Consider the following 16,421-nt stretch of genomic DNA (forward strand, 5'->3'; position numbering starts at 1 on the left):
ACTTTCTCTGAAATCTAATATACTCTTAATGCAATATCATTTTGAGGGTGAGTAAATGAAAGTTAAACGATTAGTTGCAGGAGCCATGATCTTTGCTTCAACCGTTCTTTTGGCTGCGTGTGGCAGCAAGAGTAGCAGCTCAGACACTTTTAATCGAATGGAGAAAGATGTCATCTCCACGATGGACAATGCCCATATTACGGACGTTGTCAGTGGGCAGGCGGCAGTCGATACCGGCGATGGTTTGTACCGGTACAAGGGTAAGAAACTTCAGGCCGCGGTCGCAACCAAAGTGGTGAAGCCGACTAACAATGGTTTGACGTATACATTTAATTTACGTAAAACCAAGTGGAGTAACGGCGATCCCGTGACAGCCAAGGACTTTGTATTTGCTTGGCGGCGCGCGACCGATCCTAAGACCAAGTCAGAATATGCTTATCTGTTCTCAGGCATTAAGAACGCTGACGACATCACGGCCGGCAAAAAGGCACCTTCAACACTGGGCGTCAAAGCTGAAGGCAATTACAAACTTGTCGTGACCTTGGATCATCCAGTGCCTTACTTCAGTACGATGATGGTCAACCCAGTCTTCTTCCCGTTGAACCAAAAGACAGTTGAAAAGTATGGCAAGAAGTTCGGAACACAAAGTAAGTACCTTGTCTTTAACGGACCATTTAAGTTGACTAACTGGAATGGTACCGGTAATTCATGGGATGAAGTGAAGAACGATTCATACTGGAATGCCAAGCAGGTTAAGTTAAAGAAGATTCACGTTCAGGTGGTTAAGGATTCCAACACAGCCGCTAACCTGTACTCAACCAAGAAGCTTGACGATGCTGTTCTAACCGGTGAAATTGCCAAGCAGCATAAAAATGACAAGGATTACGTCGGTGACAAGCAGGGTCGTACCACATACTTGGATATGAACGAAGACAAGGTTCCTGATTTCAAGAACACGAAACTGCGTCAGGCGGTTTCCATGGCGATTAACCGGAAAGAGCTTGCTGATAAGGTTATCGGCGATGGCTCATTCGGTATCCCAACCATCACACCGGAAAACTCAGGCAGCAACCCTAAGACTGGCGAAGACTTTGCCAAGGATGCGGCCAAAGAATCCGAAACCGTTCAGAAGTATGACCTCAAACAGGCCAAGAAGCTATGGGCTGAAGGCTTGAAAGAAGTCGGTAAAACCGGCGAACAAGTTACGCTGACAACAGACGACACGGATGTTGCCAAGAAGACCGGCGAATATCTGCAATCAGCTTTGGAACAATTGCCAGGTATGAAGGTATCGATTTCTTCCGTACCATTTAAGACCCGGATCCAACGGTCATTGGATGGCAGCGCACAGTTCATCCTTTCCGGCTGGCAAGGTGACTTCCCGGATCCAATTTCCTTCCTGGATCTCTATTCAACAGGCAACACCTATAACTTCAGCCACTGGTCAAACAAGGAATACGATGATCTGCTCAAGGCTTCCAAGAACGCCGATGCCAACAATGAGACCAAGCGCTATGATGATCTCCTGAAGGCACAGGTTCTGCTCTCCAAGGAAGCACCAGTCGCAACCCTGTATCAAACCGTTCAAGGACATTTACGCAATCCGAAACTGAAAGGCGAAACCTTCAGCCCGGCCAACATGTATAACTTTGTTGGGGCGTATATGGCGAAGTAGTTTCAACATTTTTGATCAAAACGTTCCCGTTTGTGGTTAATAGCCGTGAACAGGAACGTTTTGTTTGTGTTTGTTGCGTTGATGGTCATAGAGGAGGGCGATGTTTTGGTTCAAGAAAAGGATGATCTTCGATTTCAACTAAACCCCCATGCCAAGTTTGATGTCCGGGCTGCGGTTTTATTAATTCACGACGATCAGGTTTTGGTGACGGTTGAAGCGACGAGCGGTTCTGCAATTGTCCCCGGTGGTGCCGTGAAATTTGGCGAGACAGTTGCAGAGGCTGCTGGTCGCGAAGTTTATGAGGAGCTGCGGCTGAAAGATATGCAACCGTCTCTGGTGGGCGTACTTGAATCATTTTGGGAACAACCGGAGCAAACTTATCAGCAGTTAATACTGGTGCATCGACTTGAATTGTCGTCAGCGCAGGCTGAAGCCGTCGTTTGGCAAGAAGGCTTGCAGGGTCAATGGCTGTCATTTTCAGAGGCGTCTCGGCGAATGCGGCCGCATGCTTTGGCTGAATTTATGCGGCCTAGTGAGACGTTTTTGCATCTTGTTGATCATCACAAATAGTGACACAGTGTCACCTCCCTTATGGCACAAGCTTCACCGGCCAGCTTTACAAGCAGCATCAATTATAAAATGTCTAATTAGAGGTGCTTACTTTGCCTTTACCTGCTAACCTTGATACGCTAAAGGTAGGCTACAGGCCGGAAGGGAGTTGCATTTTGATGGATATAACGACTAGACCGACGTTGCAGCAGTTTTTAGCAGACACGAAGCAAGGCCCTTATGTATCACTGTATCTATCTTGGCCGGACAATACACCAGTTGAGGAATTACGGATTCGGTTTAAGAATATGATGAAGCATGCCAAAGCGGTGATGGGCGAAACCTATCCGAAGACGGATTTCGCGCCATACGCTGCTAAGCTTGAACCGTACGAACAGGATCCGATGTTTTGGCAGACGTGCGAGACGAATGGTATTGGTGTGCTGACAAACGGCACGCAAACGTATGTTACCCCAATGTATGAAACCGTTGATGATGTGGCGATGGTCACCGAGTTGCCGCAGATTCTGCCGTTGATGCTGGATGAGGCGACCGCAACGGATTTCGATATTCTGGCGCTTAATGCCGACAGCATCAAGCTTTACCATAACCACGGCCATCAGGTGCGGCCGGTGTCCTTGCCGGATGACGCGCCCCAGACGTTGACAGGAACGCTGGGCACCGAAATTCGTGGCGGTGAGTTAAACAGTGTGCCTCAAGGTAGCGGCCATGTAACGTACCACGGCCACAATGACAAGTCCGCCGAAAAGGCCAGCGATCAACGCCGCTTTTATCAGGCAGTCGATCAGTATTTGCTCGCGCATTATAGCAATCCGAATAAAATGCCGCTTGTCCTGATGGGCTTAGCCGAAAATGTGGCGGTTTTTCGGGAGATTTCCAAGAATCATCATTTATTGCCAAAGCTTGCGGTGATGAAAAGCCCGGCAACGCTTGATTTTGTCGAATTGGATGATCTACTGGCACCGATCCGCGAAACATTACGCGATCGGCGCCGTCAGCGCTTTGCGGCGACCATCGAAAAAGCCCGCAGCAATGACAGCTACACTGAAGAGCTGACAACCATTGTCACGGCAGCATTGCGTGGTCAACTTGCTATGCTGTTTGTTCAGGCGGGCGCTCGAATTCATGCCCGACTTGATGGTGAACGAATCGAGCGTGAGTCCAAAGTTGCTCAGCATGCCAACTTGTTAAACACATTGGCAGATATCGTGTTAGGCCATGGCGGTCAGGTCGTGGTATTGCCAGAGGAACAACTACCGGCTAAGGTCGGGGCAATGATGCGTTACGCTTGAGTTTGTTTCGGGAAAGATTAGGCGTACCACTAAGCAAAAAGACAGACGCTCATATTTCCAAAATTATTTGGAAATTTAAGCGTCTGTTTTATGGTTCATTTAGTGAGTCTAAGTCAAAGTGGAAGAGCCAGAAGCATTGGGTTTACTGTATGGATCAAGTGCCGATGGGGATAAAAACGGAGGAACCAATATTCTGGTTAAAGGATCAATTCCTGTATACTGCATGATAATTGCCTCCTATGCTAATTCAAGAGTGCCAGTCAATTGTGCTTTTGTTTTAGGGGTGAGGTGATGCGTGATCATGATCACCGTGAGATCTTTTTCGGCTAATAAGGCATCTTCAATGGCTTGGGCACTTTCGTCGTCAATACCAGCCGTGACTTCATCGACAATCAAGATTGGTTTCCTGAATGATAAAGCGCGTGCTAGTGCTAATTTTTGCCGTTGCCCACCAGACAAGTTACTGCCGTGTTCGTGAATATTCGTACTCAAACTGGTGAATGTATTGATGCCAAGAAACTCCACGATTTTATTGAGTGCATTTGAAGCGCTAGGTTTTCCCAATGTTATATTTTCTTGCACACTTTCATTGAAAATATATGATTTTTGATCGACAAGTTCGATTTTGGCATTCAGCATTGATGCTGGAAGTGAGTTTAATTCTAGATCATCAACGTGAATAGAACCGCTGTAATTAGTAAGTCGGCCACTCATCAGGTTGATAAGTGTTGATTTTCCAGTTCCGCTTTTTCCGAGAATGGCATACTTACCACCTTTCTCGAAGCGATAAGAGATATCCTTGATGACAGGCTTTTCGCCATAATTAAAAGAAAGATGGTCAACCGTAAGTGCGTTTTTAAATGAATCATCTTCAGAAGAGAGCGCGGGTTCTTTTGAGGAGGTATCTTTGTGAAGCAATACTGTAACGGATTTCATCTGGAAGATACCTTGAATCATACCTGCGAGATTGTTGAAGACAGTGCCTGCCAACGAACCACTAGAAGAGATGACGCCGACTGTAAAATAACCGCCGACAACTAACAAGCAAGTCAGTGCCAAAACGAGCATTTGTGCTGTTACATTGACACCGCTGATCAACAAATTAACCAAGCCGACATTTTTGGTGTAAAGAACTTTCTCTTTTCCCTGCTGATCGGAAGCAACAGCCAGCTTATGTGTAAAGGCGTTGCCAAGATTGTGGCTGAAAAACACGGAGAATCCGCCAATAATGTCATCCGCTTTTCCTAGAAAAGAACTGTTGGCCGTTGCAAGCCGATTAGTCTCTCTGGTCATAATTTTAGAGAAGAACTGGGGGATGGTCATTGTGAGAAGTCCCAAAATAATAGCGGCCAGTGCCAAACTGTAATGATAGAAAGCTAACGACGTAATGGCAAACAGCAGCGTTGTAACATTACCTAATAGCGAGAAGAACGCATCTAAACCATTTTGTTCGATCATATTGACGTCATTTGTTAGCCATGAGACGTATTCATTATGATTGACTTTCTTGTATTCGGGAATCGATACAGTGCTGAGCCCGTCTGCAATGTCAGTACGCAACTGATTTGTTACCTTACGGATAATTTGTGCCTTCAATACTGAATTCACGTAGCCGATGGTTAGGGTGACGCCCCAGATGGTAATGGTCGACAGTAGCCAAAAGACGACACCGTTAAAGTTTTTGTTGATGAGCTGATCGGTCAAGGGCGCAAGGGTTAGTGAGCTGGCCACTTTTCCAAGCGACTCGATTAGAATCAGTAGGGTTGTTAATAACGTCAACGCCTTTTGTCGCGATAGTAAACTGATAGTTGGTTTCATGGTGATCGCCTCATATTAATTTGATGGCCCTAGTATATGTGGTAATATGATGCCAACAAAAAACGTTTCAGATATGAAAAAGCAGGGGAGCATCATGGAAAAGATTGGCGAAGTTATTCATATTTTTCGTGAGAACAAGGGAATGAGCCAGGCGGAGCTTAGTGACGGGATTCTTTCGAAGGCGCAGTTATCTAAGTTTGAAAGGAATTTAACCCAAATTTCCGCTGATAAGCTTCTGGCACTCCTTGAACGCCTACATGTCACATTTGCTGAATTTGGTAATGCCTTAGCTATTCAGGAAAACCTGTATGAGCAGTCGATATTGGAAGACATTACCAAGGCAATTGTCAATAACAACGGGGGCCAAGCTGCACTGGTAGAAGACAGGGCTGAAGCGCATTTCAAGAATCATCCAGGAAAGTATAATCGGCTCATTTTGATTATGGTTAAAGCCATGATTGCCGATATGAATGGTGAGTCGCTTTCAAAAACCGATGCCAGTTTCTTAGCAGATTATCTGTTTAATGTTGATGGCTGGACCCGATTTGAACTGTTACTTTTCGGGAATACGTTGTCAGTTATGCCGTTAGTAACCGTTAACCAGCTGGCACGGGAATTAGCTTCTCAACTTAATGAGGCTTTGGAAATACACCAAAATCTGCAACTTAATATAAGTCTTCTATACAATGTTGTACTTTTAAACTTAGCGGCTAAGGATTTAAAAACTGCCCGGCTTTTTCTACGCGTGATGAAGAACAGTCATATTGAGGATAACATGATGGCTGAACGATTTTTGATCGCACTCGCAGAAGCACTTTGCACGTACTGTGAAAATCCGTCATCCGAAAATAAAGAGCGTGTCGAGAAGATCGTGGAGATTCAGAAAACCCTTGGATCAACAAGTTTTTTTGTTGCATTCAAGAAACAGGCAGAAATGTTCATAAATGAAACGACACCTTAAATGGCACAACGGTTGATAAAAATTTAAGTCGTTTTAAAAGCGTACTGCTTCGATCAGACTTTCAACTTCTAGACATGCCGACTCACGAATACTACAAAGGCTCAGACATCCAATGCGGAATGCCTGAGCCTTTTAGATTATTTGTAGAAACTTTTAACTGCGATCACGAACCAGCCCCAGCAAAAATCGCCTTCACAATCTGCTCCGCGGTTTTCAAACTCACATCATTAACAAGTGGGCGTGGGCTGGCGGTGGTGAGCCAGTGGACGCCTTCCGTTGGGACACCCCAGAAGAAGAGGCCGGCTTGCGGCTGTTCATTGGCATCGAGCAATTGCTGGGTCCGCCTGTCGATGGCGATCGCGCCTGACTGGAAACGTTTGTCGGCATTGAGTTGCAACTCATACGGATGCGCGTAGCCGTCATGCAGCAGTTGTTGAACGAGCGGATCTTGCGCAGTCGGAGCATTGACGGCCGGAACACGCGCTTCGAGTAAGGCCTTGGCTTGCAAGGAGAATTTTGGATCGCTTGGTGTTTTCAAAAGAAACTGACCGTCGATGCCCTTAATTTGCATGCCTGGCGGTAAGATTGTGACGATACCTGCACCGATTAAGGCCTGCAGTTGATCAATGCGCAGAGCCGGTGGTCCGATCGACAGAAAATCGTTCAGTGAGTTGAACCAGCGCAAGAAGAAGTCGAGATACTGGTCCTGACTAAAGAGGCCGCGTTCGACAAATTGGCGAATGGGATCGCGCATGTCGCGTAAGACCTCCAGTGCACTGGTCAACGGGCCGGTTTTCGTGCCGCGCATCGCCTCGCGGGCATCTTGCCGGAGATAATGCCGCATGAAGTCTTGATAAGGCTGGCCACTGGGATGGGCTTTGGTCGGATCAGCGAGCACATCCCAATCGAGGCGATCTTTGGCGGCGATCGGTAAGGCGCCTAAAGTCGCAACCGGATCCGCGAGAAAATCACGTTCAAACGCTGTCTCGTCAATGTCAGGGTAGCGTTGCGGCAAAAGGAGACGATAGTAAATCAACTCAGCTTCATGCTTTAACCCTTCCCAGAAAGTCTGGCCGCTCACTTCACCGCGGGCCTGCCAGGCATTGATTTGCTCAGGCGTCAGAAATTGCGGCTGCCATTCTTCGCCTGGACCTTTTTGATTGTGGCCTTTAGCACGATATGGAAAACCGCGCCGCGAGCCAGCGAAGATGTGCGGTTCGCGACCGCTTGGGTGATAGGCGAGCAAACCATCTGCGGTTTTCTGAAACCGTCCACCGCGACCTTCCGTTAGCCGGCTCATTAAGTCAAAGAAGCTCAAGCCGAGACCCCGAACGATGACCGGAGCTTGCGGTTCGATGTTGCTGAGGTCGCCTTCTTCCGGAAAGCCCGGTTCCAAATAAAATAGTTTGTGCGTTTTGGCATAGTCGTGTAAGGCTTTTTGATCGCGCGTCAATGAGTTTTTTAAATTTCCCAGCGCCATGACAACTTGGTCGGTTTGCCAGCTTTCCTGGTCGGTTGTGATGGTGAATCCGGGATCTTTTTGATCTAAGCGGGTTACTGTTTGTTGTTTGTAGGTGATCGTATTTTGGCCGGCTTGTGCGCGTAGCAAGTCGAAGAACCACTGCTGATACACGCCGTAAAGCGCGCGGGACGCGTAGCTGTTGAGTCCAAGACTGGCAGCTTGGCGTAACAAAATTGCCCGATTATCCAGTTCAGGGTGGGCATCCAGATAGCCTGCCGCGATCGTCAGTGCCCAAGTGCTCAGATCGGGTCCGGTGATAAATGGCCCGACGTCAGTGACGCTCTGATCCGTAAATAAGGTAATTTGCGAAGCCGCAGTGTTCATAATTAAATTAGGATCTTGATTGATTTTCCATACCCGGCCGCCGATTGGATAAGGGTCGACCAGTACGATGTTAAGCCGGCGCTTAGGGTAGCGGGTCGGTTGCCAACTCAGCAGCCGACTTAAAAGCAGCAAGCCACGCGGGCCGGCACCGATAAGTGTGATGTGCATATTAAACTCCTTTTATGAATTGACCAATTAAGAAGCAACAAAGCTATTATACTTGTAAGCGTCTCAAAGCCGTTAGCGACTTGCTTTAGGTTTCGCCCTTTTCGTGTCATAATGTTTGTATTGATAATCTAGAAGGGAAGGCAGATGCTGATGAAAGTTGTCGTTGTGGGCTGTACGCATGCAGGAACTGCGGCAGTGCGCGAACTTTTAACAAGACACCCGGAAACGGAAGTGGATGTTTTTGAACGTCGCGAGGACATCTCCTTTCTTTCTTGTGGCATTGCCTTGTACCTCGAAGGAACGGTCGGGCGGCTGGAAGATATGTTCTATGCTACCCCGGCTTCGCTTGAAGCACTTGGCCCCAAGGTGCACGTTCATTTGAAGCACGATGTTTTATCGATTGATGCAGTTGATCATCAGGTCGTGGCTGAGGATTTGGCGACCGGCCAGCAGCAACATTATCAGTATGACAAGCTCATTATGACCACGGGCAGTTACCCGGTGATCCCACCGATTTCCGGTGTCAGTATTCCGCGCGTCTTGATGTGCAAAAGTTATGATGATGCGCGCAAGATTAAAGAGAGCGCCAAAGATGCCGATAAAATTGCCATTGTTGGCGGTGGGTATATCGGCGTTGAATTGGCCGAGGCCTATAGCCGCAACCACAAACAGGTCATTTTGATAAATGGCGTGTCGCCGTTGTTGAGCCACTATGTTGACTTGCCACTCAGTAAGGAAATTGCTTCGGTGTTGACGAAACGCGGCGTTGAACTCAAGACCAACACGATTGCCAGACATTTTGACAGTGATGAAAAGCATGTCTTCATTCAGACGGATCAAGGAGAGATTCAGGCCGATTTGGCGGTGGTCTGCGTCGGTTTTCGTCCGATGACCGAATTGCTGGTCGGACAGGTTGAGATGAATCCGGATGGTGCGATTCATGTGAATGATTATATGCAAACCAGCAATCCGGATATTTACGCTGCCGGTGATGCGGTTGCCGTTCATTTTAACCCGACTGGTAAAGATGCTTATGCGCCGTTGGCAACGAATGCCGTTCGCCAAGGGAAAATGGCCGGTGCCAATATTTTTGGCCCGAATATCAAATATATGGGAACACAGGCGACCAGTGCGTTAAAATTGTATGATCATAGTCTGGCGGTTACCGGACTCACACTTGCCCACGCCAAGCGCAATCATCTGCCGGCAGCCAGTGTGACCATGACGGATGATTTTCGACCGCCATTCATGCCGCATACGGTCAAGATTACGATGGTGCTGGTTTACGATACTCGTGACCGCCGGATTCTAGGGGCGCAGTTTTATAGTCAATATGACATTGCCAATGCGGCGAATCTGATTTCGGTCATGATTCAGAACCGCAATACGATTGATCAGCTGGCCTATGTCGATATGTTGTTTAATCCGAATTATGATAAACCATGGCATTATCTCAATTTATTAGGCCAGTTAGCAGTGATGCAGGCAGATAACGCAAAGTTGTAGGGGGAAAATTATGAACGCGTGGAATCTTATCGGACTGTCAGCGTGGGTGATCTTAATTGCCTACTTCATCTTCATCGTCTGGCACATTCGCCGGCGACATATTAAAGCGATCGTCAAATCCGGTCGCCAAGTGCCGGCTTCGGTGGTGCTGGTTGATCTTGCGGAAGTAGCCGTGCTATTCCTGGCGACGGCCGGGTTGGTATGGGCAAGCTGGTTGCGGCCTATCGATTACCGCGACAGTCACGCCGTCACCATCAGCCATAGCGCGCAACCGCTGATCTTACAAACAGGCGACGAGCATTCCTTCTACGTTCGTGTCCACACCGGTAACGGTAAAAATCCGATCCTCTACTACACTTACTGGACGGAAGGCGCGAAGTATGAAAACAATAGTCATAACGCGGAGGTCAGTTCAGGTGCCCAACCCTTAACGCCGCGAGCTGCCGCCTATCCGTGGTCGAAAAAGTATCTGAAACGACTTGATCAAACCGCGGACCAAGCCTATGTTGCAACTGTAACGGCACGCTACCAGCCGGGTTTCCTGAACGGTCTGGGCATGCACGTAGGCCATATTGCTGACCGGTTCTCGATTCTGCGGGTTCCCAATGATACGTTTGTTGAGATTGATCCGGTCGAGGATTAAGTCGAACAGAAACAATCTGATCGTTTGATGCAAAATGTTGCGTCAGGCGATTTTTTTGTGAGTGCGAGCCAGCCCGGTTAAAAACAGAGTGTAGGTTTCAAGGCCCTTACATGCAGGTTTCTGGGCTGGCGAGCGCGTTATGGCCTTTTAAATTGAACTGACTAAAAATTCAGCAAAACCTGATGCTTAAGTGAATGGCTCGGTATTCAGCACATGGTATGATGAAATCATTCACAACCCGATTAAATGAAGGAGGCGAGGGGATGCATCGGCACAGCTGGTGGTTGGTACCCCTATTGTTATTGCTGGGAATCTGCGTTGCTACACTGCAACCGGTTCAGGCGAGTTCAGGAAAATGGTATCGCGATCAAGGGGCGATGATGGGGCCTGAGAGTCGCCGGGTTTTAAACCAGCTAAATGACCAAACGTTTGCCAAGGTTAAAGGGCATCCGCAAATAGCGGTCATAACAGTGGCATCGCTGGATGATGATGACATCGAAGATTATGCCAATGACCAGTTTGCGAAGGCCGGCGTCGGCAAAAAGGACTGGGAAAACGGGCTCCTGCTGGTTCTGTCTCGAAATGACCACAAGTATTGGTTGGAAGTCGGGTATGGTCTAGAGGGCGTCGTACCAGATGGCAGCGCCGACGAGATTGTGACGGACAGCGTTAAAAACCAGCTCAAGGCCGAAAATTACGATCGTGCCATTGCGATGTTTTTGACGAATATCGGGAAGCGCGTCGTTGCTCATCAAAGTGCGATTACAACGCCAACTCAAATTAAGGAAAAACGCGCGCGTGCTGCGGCAATCAAGCAGGCACTGATGATTGCCGCACTGATTTTGGGCGGATTAATGGTTCTTTTCTTTTTGGCGCATGCTGCCATGAATGCGCGGTTGCATGACGCGATGAGCGACCCCGGGGCGATGGCAGCTTTGCCGATTTATGCTGCGGTGACAGCTGCTGGCATTAAGTTGCGGGTAGATTCAGCTTCCTTGCCGTTATTTCACTTTGCTTGGGCGCATGACCAATTACGCGTGATCGGAATGGCTGGGCTAGCGCGACGAAGGTTTGAATCCTGGACGCAGGAGATTCGGTTCACGACGCCACATCCATATTGGTACTATCACAATCTTCAAGGGGCACTCCGGGAACTCTCAGATCAAGAAATCGTCAACGTGCCCACGATAACGGCACTGGCTGATTTGCTGACGCCGGCCTTAACGGAGCGATTGGCAACAGGCAAGCCGTACGAAACGGCATATGCGACATGGCTCAGCGGGCAAAAAAGCATCTCCAGTCAGGAAGCCGCCACAACATGGACGAAGTTTCTTGAAAACGTGAAAGCAACGGATCATTTTTCGGATAAAACTTTGGCAGCAACGTTTTCGGCCATTCTTTTCCATATTCGTCATCCAGACAAGGATCAGCACTTAGATCAAGATGACTTACCGCTGTGGGTGATGTCTGATTTTGGCTCTGGATCCAGCAGTAGTGGCGGAAGTGGCGGATCCGACAGTTTTGGCAGTGGTTTTGGTGGCGGATCCAGTGGCGGCGGTGGTTTTGGCGGCAGCTGGTGACTGATGAATCTGCGAAGTGTGGCGACCCGCTTTTTGAAAATAGCTTGAAAATCACATATCACGTGGGCTAACATTAGAAAATACAAACAAAATGGTGTGCGGTTTTAACTGTCATTATTTAACGCATGAAAACGGGGCTAGATAAATGGAGCAAATACTATTGTTAATGGGCACCGGTTTGCTTGGCGGCATTCTGGGTGCGGTGCTTGGCATTGGCGGCGGGATGATTATTACGCCGATTCTGACGATGCTAATGGGTTTGCCGATTCAATATGCGATCGGTGCCAGCATCGTCTCCGTCATTGCCACGAGTTCAGGTGCGACCATTGCGTATCTCAAAGATGAAATGCTGAACTTGCGCGTGGCGATGTTTTTGGAAATTGCCACGACGGTCGGCGCGGTTTTGGGCGCGATTGTTACCGGGCTTGTGGACGGCAAAGTGCTGTACATTTTGTTCGGCGCGTTGTTGATTTTTTCAGCGTTCAATATGATTCGCAAAATGCGGATGAAAGAAGACGAAGCGCGCCAGACGACACCAGATGAGATTGCGACCAAGTTGCGCTTGAACGGGGCTTATTTTGACAAGGCCACCGGTAAAGAAGTCAATTATACGGTGACCAACGTGCCAGGCGGCTTTGCGATGATGTTTGGCGCCGGTATTGCCTCCGGTCTGTTAGGGATCGGCAGCGGCGCGTTTAAGGTGATCGCGATGGATACGATCATGCACATGCCGTTGAAGCCTTCCAGTGCGACCAGCAACCTCATGATGGGGGTCACCGCGGCGGCCAGTGCAACGGTGTATTATTTTGGCGGGCAATTGCAGCCGCAAATTGCTGCACCACTGGCCATCGGGATCCTCATTGGCGCGACAGTCGGTTCCCGCGTGATGCAGATTCTGCCGACCAAGGTTTTGCGCATGATCTTCATTCCGGTTATTGGCTATATGGGCATTCAAATGGCGCTTAAAGGATTTGGGGTGTCAATCTGATGGACAATAAACTTAAAACCGAAATTGATGATGTCGAAATTATGATCGGCAAGGTCATGCAAGTTGGCGTCATTTTGTCGGCGGTGGTCATTGTTTTGGGGCTGATTTTGCTTATTGCGACCGGGTCGACCGGGTATCCGGCAGGCGTTCACCCGACGCGGGTTGGCGCTATTTTGAGTGGAACCTTCGCCTTAAAACCATACGCCGTGTTAATGACAGGCATTTTTTTGCTGATTTTGACCCCCGTTTTGCGGGTGGTAGTTTCAATTTATGCGTTTGCCGTGGAACATGACCACCTGTATGTATGGATTACGACTGCCGTGCTGATTATCTTAATCGGTGCGATGACGATTGGGTATTTGGGCAATCGTTAAGTCGGTTCCGATATAACGCGCTCACCATAACGCGTTCGCCAGCCCAGAAACCTGCGTGTAAGGACCCCAGACACAATGGCCAAGACCGGGCCATCACGCCTGAGGCCGCTTACACTCCGGTTTCTAACCGGGCTGGCTCACGCTCACATAAAAAAGAGGAATTCCCGATCACAGATAGTTTTCTGTGATTCGGAGTTCCTCTTTTTGCGTTACCAAACCGCCATGGCGCCGTCTGTTCGCGATTCGGACCCGCCAACATAAGTTTGGGTTTCAGGATTGCGCCAGATGACCTGCCCGCGGCCAAAAACGTTGGGTTCAGACTGAACGACAATATGATGTCCGGCGGCAACAAGTCGATTTACCGTCACAGCTGGCACTTCACGTTCGACTTGGACAGTTTGATCGTGCATCCATTGCCAGCGCGGGGCATCTAACGCGGCTTGCGGGTCAAGGCCAAAGTCGATAGTGTTCATTAAAACCTGCAGGTGCCCTTGTGGCTGCATGAAACCACCCATCACGCCAAAAGGTCCGATCGGGGTCCCGTTTTTGGTTAAAAAGCCCGGGATGATGGTGTTGATCGGGCGTTTACCACCTTCAAGGACATTGGGTGACGCGGGATCGAAGGAAAAGTTGTTGCCACGGTTGTTCAAGGCAATGCCCGTGCCCGGAACCACGACACCTGAGCCGAAGCCCATGTAGTTACTTTGAATCATGGACACCATATTGCCATCCCGATCGGCAGTTGCCAGATAAACGGTCCCGCCACTTTGCGGGTCACCAGCTTCAGGCGGTCGGGCCGATTCACCAATCAGTGCGCTGCGGCTAGCGAGATAGTCCGGTGCAAGCAACTGATTCGGATCAAGCTGCATGGCCCGCGGATCCCCAGCAAACTTAAAGAAGTCGGCAAAGGCTAACTTAATCGCTTCAATCTGGTGGTGGACGGTGTCAAATGAATCCCGGTTGGTAAAATGCCGACCCTGCAATAATCCTAATGCTTCTAACGCCACCACACCTTGACTGTTAGGGGGCAGTTCCAACACGTCATAGCCATGATAGTGGAGCTTTAGCGGCGTCACCCAAGCCGGCTGATACGCTGCTAAATCTTTGGCCGTTAAATAACCGCCATTCTGTGACGCAGCCGTAGCGATTTTTTGGGCCAAGGTTCCTTCATAGAAATCGCGCGCCTGTGTTTGGCCAATTCGTGTTAGGGTATCGGCCTGGTCCGCAGATTGCCAAACTTCACCAGTTTGCGGCGCATGGCCATTTGGACAAAAGGTTTTGAACCATTCGTCAAAAATCGCCGGATTAGCTGCCTTTTTTTGGGCTTGGCGATAATTTTGCGCGGCGCGTTCCCAAAAATAAGCGATGGTCTGAGATACGGGATAGCCATCTTGCGCATAAGCGATGGCTGGCGCTAAGTCCTTAGCTAAGGAAAGCTGGCCAAAACGTTCAACCATCGCTGCCCAAGTCGCAGGTGCACCGGGAACATCAATGGAGGTCCAGCCAAACTTGGGCATTTCCGTTAAACCAGCAGCTTGAAGATCTGCAACTTTGAGATTTTGCGGCGCCGGACCGCTACCATTGATCCCATATTGCTGACCGTTAATGCTGATAATCGCAAACGCATCACTGCCAATGCCGTTGGTGGTGGGCTCGACAACGGTCAGACAGGCAGCGGTCGCCACGGCTGCATCAACCGCGTTACCGCCTTGTTGCAAAATCCGCAACCCAGCTTGAGCAGCTAACGGCTGGCTAGTACCCACTATGCCGTACTTAGCATAGACTGACTTGCGCGAACGTGGGTAAGGATTGTTAGGGTTCGTGAAAAAGGACATCGAATCGCCTCGTTTGTGTCGAATATGTAATGTGAGATATAGGTCACAGAATATCACAATCTAAATCTAATGTTAAATGCTTGTTATACCAGCGATATAGGCGTGTCAAGTCACGGGTCACTTTTTAACATTTTTTGTTTTGGTTATTGACATTAAGACAATCTAATTCTAACATTCAATTTTAATAAAGCTATTATTATTTTTATGCGAGGAGGCAAGCGCATGGGTCACTTCATTTTGAAACGGATGCTGCAACTTGTACTGTTATTAATTGGGGTATCGTTCATTGTTTTCTTCAGCATGCACCTAGCGCCCGGCGATCCGGCGCGAATCATGGCCGGACCGGCGGCAACCAAAAGCGATATCGCTGCGTTACATAGGAGCTTGGGGTTAGACAAGCCGATTGTGGTGCAATATCTTGACTGGATTGGCAAAGTCTTGCACGGCAATCTCGGCACGTCATATCAAACATCCCAGCCGGTAACCCAAGCCATTCTCAGTCGCCTCCCAACAACGATTAAATTAGCAACAGCCAGCATGGTTCTGGCATTGATAATCGGCATTCCACTGGGGATTGTTGCCGCCATTAAGCACAATACCTGGATTGATTTTACTAGCACGACATTATCACTGCTCGGAGTGTCCATTCCTAATTTTTGGTTAGGAACGATGCTGATTTTGATTTTCGCCGTGATGTTGCACGCATTGCCAATTGGCGGCATGTCGATGCATTGGTATACGGTCGCTGGTCTAAAAGAATTAATATTACCAGCGATTGCGCTGAGTGCAGGCTCGGCTGCCTTAATCGCACGCACGACACGAGCTACCATGCTTGAAGTGCTGCAGCAAGATTATGTGCGGACAGCAAAAGCAGCAGGTTTGCGGCCTTGGAAAATCATCTTAACCCACGAATTTCGTAACGCCTTGATTCCGATTATTACCGTTATCGGTATCAACTTTGGCACGTTATTAGGTGGAACGATTGTGACTGAACAAGTCTTTACCATCAACGGTGTCGGCCGATTGATGATCAATGCCATCTCAGCTCGAGATTTCCCGGTCGTACAAGGGACCGTATTGTTCATTGCTACAATATTCGTTCTGGTCAATCTAGTCGTCGATATTATCTACGCCAAGGTTGATCCGAGAATTAGCTATTGAACTA

General features: G+C 48.6%; 13 protein-coding genes. 10 read left to right on the forward strand and 3 right to left on the reverse strand.

The genetic code is table 11. From position 1 onward, the window contains the following. Positions 1-55 precede the first annotated feature (55 nt). The 3 genes from LHUE1_RS06270 (at position 56) to LHUE1_RS06280 (ending at position 3,537) form a co-directional block, all read left to right on the forward strand. Positions 56-1,675, forward strand: coding sequence for a peptide ABC transporter substrate-binding protein (locus LHUE1_RS06270; protein ID WP_049169054.1), 1,620 nt, complete (start codon positions 56-58; stop codon positions 1,673-1,675). Positions 1,676-1,756: 81 nt separating this feature from the next. Next, positions 1,757-2,245 (forward strand): NUDIX domain-containing protein, encoded by a 489-nt coding sequence (locus LHUE1_RS06275; RefSeq protein ID WP_277848287.1) that lies wholly within the window; start codon positions 1,757-1,759, stop codon positions 2,243-2,245. Between the two features lie 158 nt (positions 2,246-2,403). Then, positions 2,404-3,537 (forward strand): baeRF6 domain-containing protein, encoded by a 1,134-nt coding sequence (locus LHUE1_RS06280; RefSeq protein WP_049169055.1) that lies wholly within the window; start codon positions 2,404-2,406, stop codon positions 3,535-3,537. 237 nt (positions 3,538-3,774) lie between these two features. Here LHUE1_RS06280 and LHUE1_RS06285 read toward each other — a convergent pair whose 3' ends face one another. Next, on the reverse strand, positions 3,775-5,355 hold the full coding sequence (locus LHUE1_RS06285) for an ATP-binding cassette domain-containing protein (protein WP_049169057.1): 1,581 nt from the start codon (positions 5,353-5,355) through the stop codon (positions 3,775-3,777). Between the two features lie 94 nt (positions 5,356-5,449). Here LHUE1_RS06285 and LHUE1_RS06290 point away from each other — a divergent pair, with 94 nt between their 5' ends. After that, on the forward strand, positions 5,450-6,316 hold the full coding sequence (locus tag LHUE1_RS06290) for a helix-turn-helix domain-containing protein (protein WP_049169068.1): 867 nt from the start codon (positions 5,450-5,452) through the stop codon (positions 6,314-6,316). A gap of 163 nt (positions 6,317-6,479) precedes the next feature. Here the strand turns inward: LHUE1_RS06290 and LHUE1_RS06295 are convergent, their stop codons facing one another. Next, complete coding sequence (locus LHUE1_RS06295) at positions 6,480-8,330, reverse strand: FAD/NAD(P)-binding protein (RefSeq protein WP_049169058.1); 1,851 nt, start codon at positions 8,328-8,330, stop codon at positions 6,480-6,482. Positions 8,331-8,474: 144 nt separating this feature from the next. Here LHUE1_RS06295 and LHUE1_RS06300 point away from each other — a divergent pair, with 144 nt between their 5' ends. The 5 genes from LHUE1_RS06300 to LHUE1_RS06320 all read left to right on the forward strand — a co-directional run bounded on the left by LHUE1_RS06300 (position 8,475) and on the right by LHUE1_RS06320 (position 13,421). After that, positions 8,475-9,836 carry an FAD-dependent oxidoreductase gene (locus LHUE1_RS06300; protein WP_049169059.1) on the forward strand — a complete coding sequence of 454 codons (1,362 nt, stop codon included), beginning with the start codon at positions 8,475-8,477 and terminating at the stop codon, positions 9,834-9,836. Between the two features lie 10 nt (positions 9,837-9,846). Continuing rightward, positions 9,847-10,479 carry an LVIS_2131 family protein gene (locus LHUE1_RS06305; RefSeq protein WP_049169060.1) on the forward strand — a complete coding sequence of 211 codons (633 nt, stop codon included), beginning with the start codon at positions 9,847-9,849 and terminating at the stop codon, positions 10,477-10,479. Between the two features lie 263 nt (positions 10,480-10,742). Next, on the forward strand, positions 10,743-12,059 hold the full coding sequence (locus LHUE1_RS06310; protein ID WP_217774429.1) for a TPM domain-containing protein: 1,317 nt from the start codon (positions 10,743-10,745) through the stop codon (positions 12,057-12,059). 145 nt (positions 12,060-12,204) lie between these two features. Further along, positions 12,205-13,047: a sulfite exporter TauE/SafE family protein gene (locus LHUE1_RS06315; protein WP_025013497.1), complete on the forward strand. Its 843-nt coding sequence runs from the start codon at positions 12,205-12,207 to the stop codon at positions 13,045-13,047. Next, positions 13,047-13,421, forward strand: coding sequence for a DUF1634 domain-containing protein (locus LHUE1_RS06320; protein ID WP_010489898.1), 375 nt, complete (start codon positions 13,047-13,049; stop codon positions 13,419-13,421). Before LHUE1_RS06315 ends, LHUE1_RS06320 begins: the two co-directional genes overlap by 1 nt. A 209-nt stretch (positions 13,422-13,630) precedes the next feature. Here the strand turns inward: LHUE1_RS06320 and LHUE1_RS06325 are convergent, their stop codons facing one another. Then, positions 13,631-15,256 carry a gamma-glutamyltransferase family protein gene (locus LHUE1_RS06325; protein ID WP_277848280.1) on the reverse strand — a complete coding sequence of 542 codons (1,626 nt, stop codon included), beginning with the start codon at positions 15,254-15,256 and terminating at the stop codon, positions 13,631-13,633. Between the two features lie 222 nt (positions 15,257-15,478). Here LHUE1_RS06325 and nikB point away from each other — a divergent pair, with 222 nt between their 5' ends. Further along, positions 15,479-16,417 carry a nickel ABC transporter permease gene (gene nikB / locus LHUE1_RS06330; protein ID WP_047106558.1) on the forward strand — a complete coding sequence of 313 codons (939 nt, stop codon included), beginning with the start codon at positions 15,479-15,481 and terminating at the stop codon, positions 16,415-16,417. Positions 16,418-16,421: the final 4 nt, after the last annotated feature.

The organism is Lacticaseibacillus huelsenbergensis (assembly GCF_029726355.1).
Classification (GTDB): Bacteria; Bacillota; Bacilli; order Lactobacillales; family Lactobacillaceae; genus Lacticaseibacillus; species Lacticaseibacillus casei.